The sequence below is a fragment of the Streptomyces sp. ATLC9 genome (assembly GCF_057196705.1).
This window is the reverse complement of the sequence record NZ_JBXUOY010000491.1, coordinates 1-1586: the sequence shown is the minus strand read 5'-3', so window position 1 is coordinate 1586 and position 1586 is coordinate 1. Positions and strand designations below refer to the sequence as shown.

Annotated in this window: 1 protein-coding gene; it reads left to right on the top strand. The window is 77.2% G+C overall.

Annotation, left to right across the window (positions count from 1 at the left end; translation table 11 throughout):
• Positions 1 to 135: 135 nt before the first annotated feature.
• Positions 136 to 1586: beta-ketoacyl [acyl carrier protein] synthase domain-containing protein (locus AC2CJA_RS26580; RefSeq protein WP_484605200.1), on the top strand; the 1451-nt coding region annotated here is incomplete at its 3' end.

The window sequence follows — 1586 nt, the reverse complement described above, 5'->3', positions numbered from 1 at the left end:
CCGGCCCGGGGGCGGGGGGCGCCGGGGGGGGGGCCCGGGCGGCCCCCCCCCCCCCCCCCCCCCCCCCGGGCCGGCCGCCGGCCGGCACCGAGACCCGCCCCAGAACCCACCACCGAGCGGAAGACACGGAGAGAAATGTCGCGTTCACCTCGCCGGGACGAGCCGGTCGCCATTGTCGGCACGGCCTGCCTGCTCCCGGGCGCCCACAGCCCCGAGGAGTTCTGGACCGGACTGCTCGCCGGGGCGGACCACCGCACCGAAGGCGGCCCGGAGATCTTCGGAACCGGCCCCGACGTGCCCGGCGGCTGGGGCGACCCGGACCACCACGTCACCGCCGTGCGCGGCGGTTTCGTCACCGAACCCGCCATCGACCTGGAGGGCCTGCGCCTGCCCGCCGACCACCTGGCGGGCCTGGACCGTGTGGTGCGCTGGTCGGTGCACACCGTGCGACAGGCGCTCGCCGACGCCGGGCTGGACGCCCGCCCCGGCGCCCTGGCGCGCACCGGCCTGGTCCTGGGCAACTACGCCTTCCCCACCGAGCAGTCGGTGCGGCTGTGCGTCCCGCCGGTACGGCAGGCCGTCACCGAGGGCCTGTCCCGGGCCGGACTGCCGCTGCCCGCTGACCCGGCCGGCACGGACGCCGAGCCCGCGCCGGAGAACCTGTGGCCGTTCGGAGGGCCCGCGGTGACCACCGCCGACGCCCTCGGTCTGGGCGGCCCCCGGCTGGCCCTGGACGCGGCCTGCTCCTCCGCCCTCTACGGGATCTCCCTGGCCCGGGACTACCTGGCCACCGGCCGGGCCGACACCATGGTCGCGGGAGCGGTCTGCGCCCCCGACCCGCTGCTGATCCACCTGTCCTTCTCCGATCTGCACGCCTACCCGGACAACGGCGTCAGCCAGCCGTTCGACGGCCGGTCCACCGGCATCGTCACCGGCCAGGGCGCCGGGGTCTTCGTGCTGAAGCGGCTTCGCGACGCGCTGCGCGACGGCGACCGGGTGTACGCGGTGCTGGAGGCCGTGGGCCTGGGCAACGACGGCGCCGGCCGCCATCTGCTGAGCCCCAACGAGTCCGGGCAACTGGCCGCCTACCGCCAGGCGTACACCGGGATCGCCCCGGCCACCGTGGACTACATCGAGTGCCACGCCACCGGCACCCCGCTGGGCGACGCCACCGAACTGCGCGGGCTCACCTCCTTCTTCGCCGAGCGCGGCGGGGTTCCGCCGCTGCTGGGATCGGTCAAGGGCAATGTGGGGCACCTGCTGACCGTGGCGGGCTTCACCAGCCTGCTCAAGGCCGTCCTCGCGCTGCGGCACGGCACCGTCCCCGCGACCGCGGGCGTGATCGACCCGCTGCGTCCGGCGGGCGGCGAGGCGGCCGCCGAGCGGATCCTGCTCGAGAACACGCCCTGGCCGCAGGGAGCCGGGCCGCGCCGCGCGGCGGTCTCCGCCTTCGGCTTCGGCGGCACCAACGCCCACCTGGTCCTGGCCGGTCCCGAGGCCGCCGAGGCCGCGGCCCCGGCCGTTCCCGCCCCGGCACCCGCCGGGGGCCGCGAGAAGGTGCCCTCCGAGACCGCGGAGGAGACCGC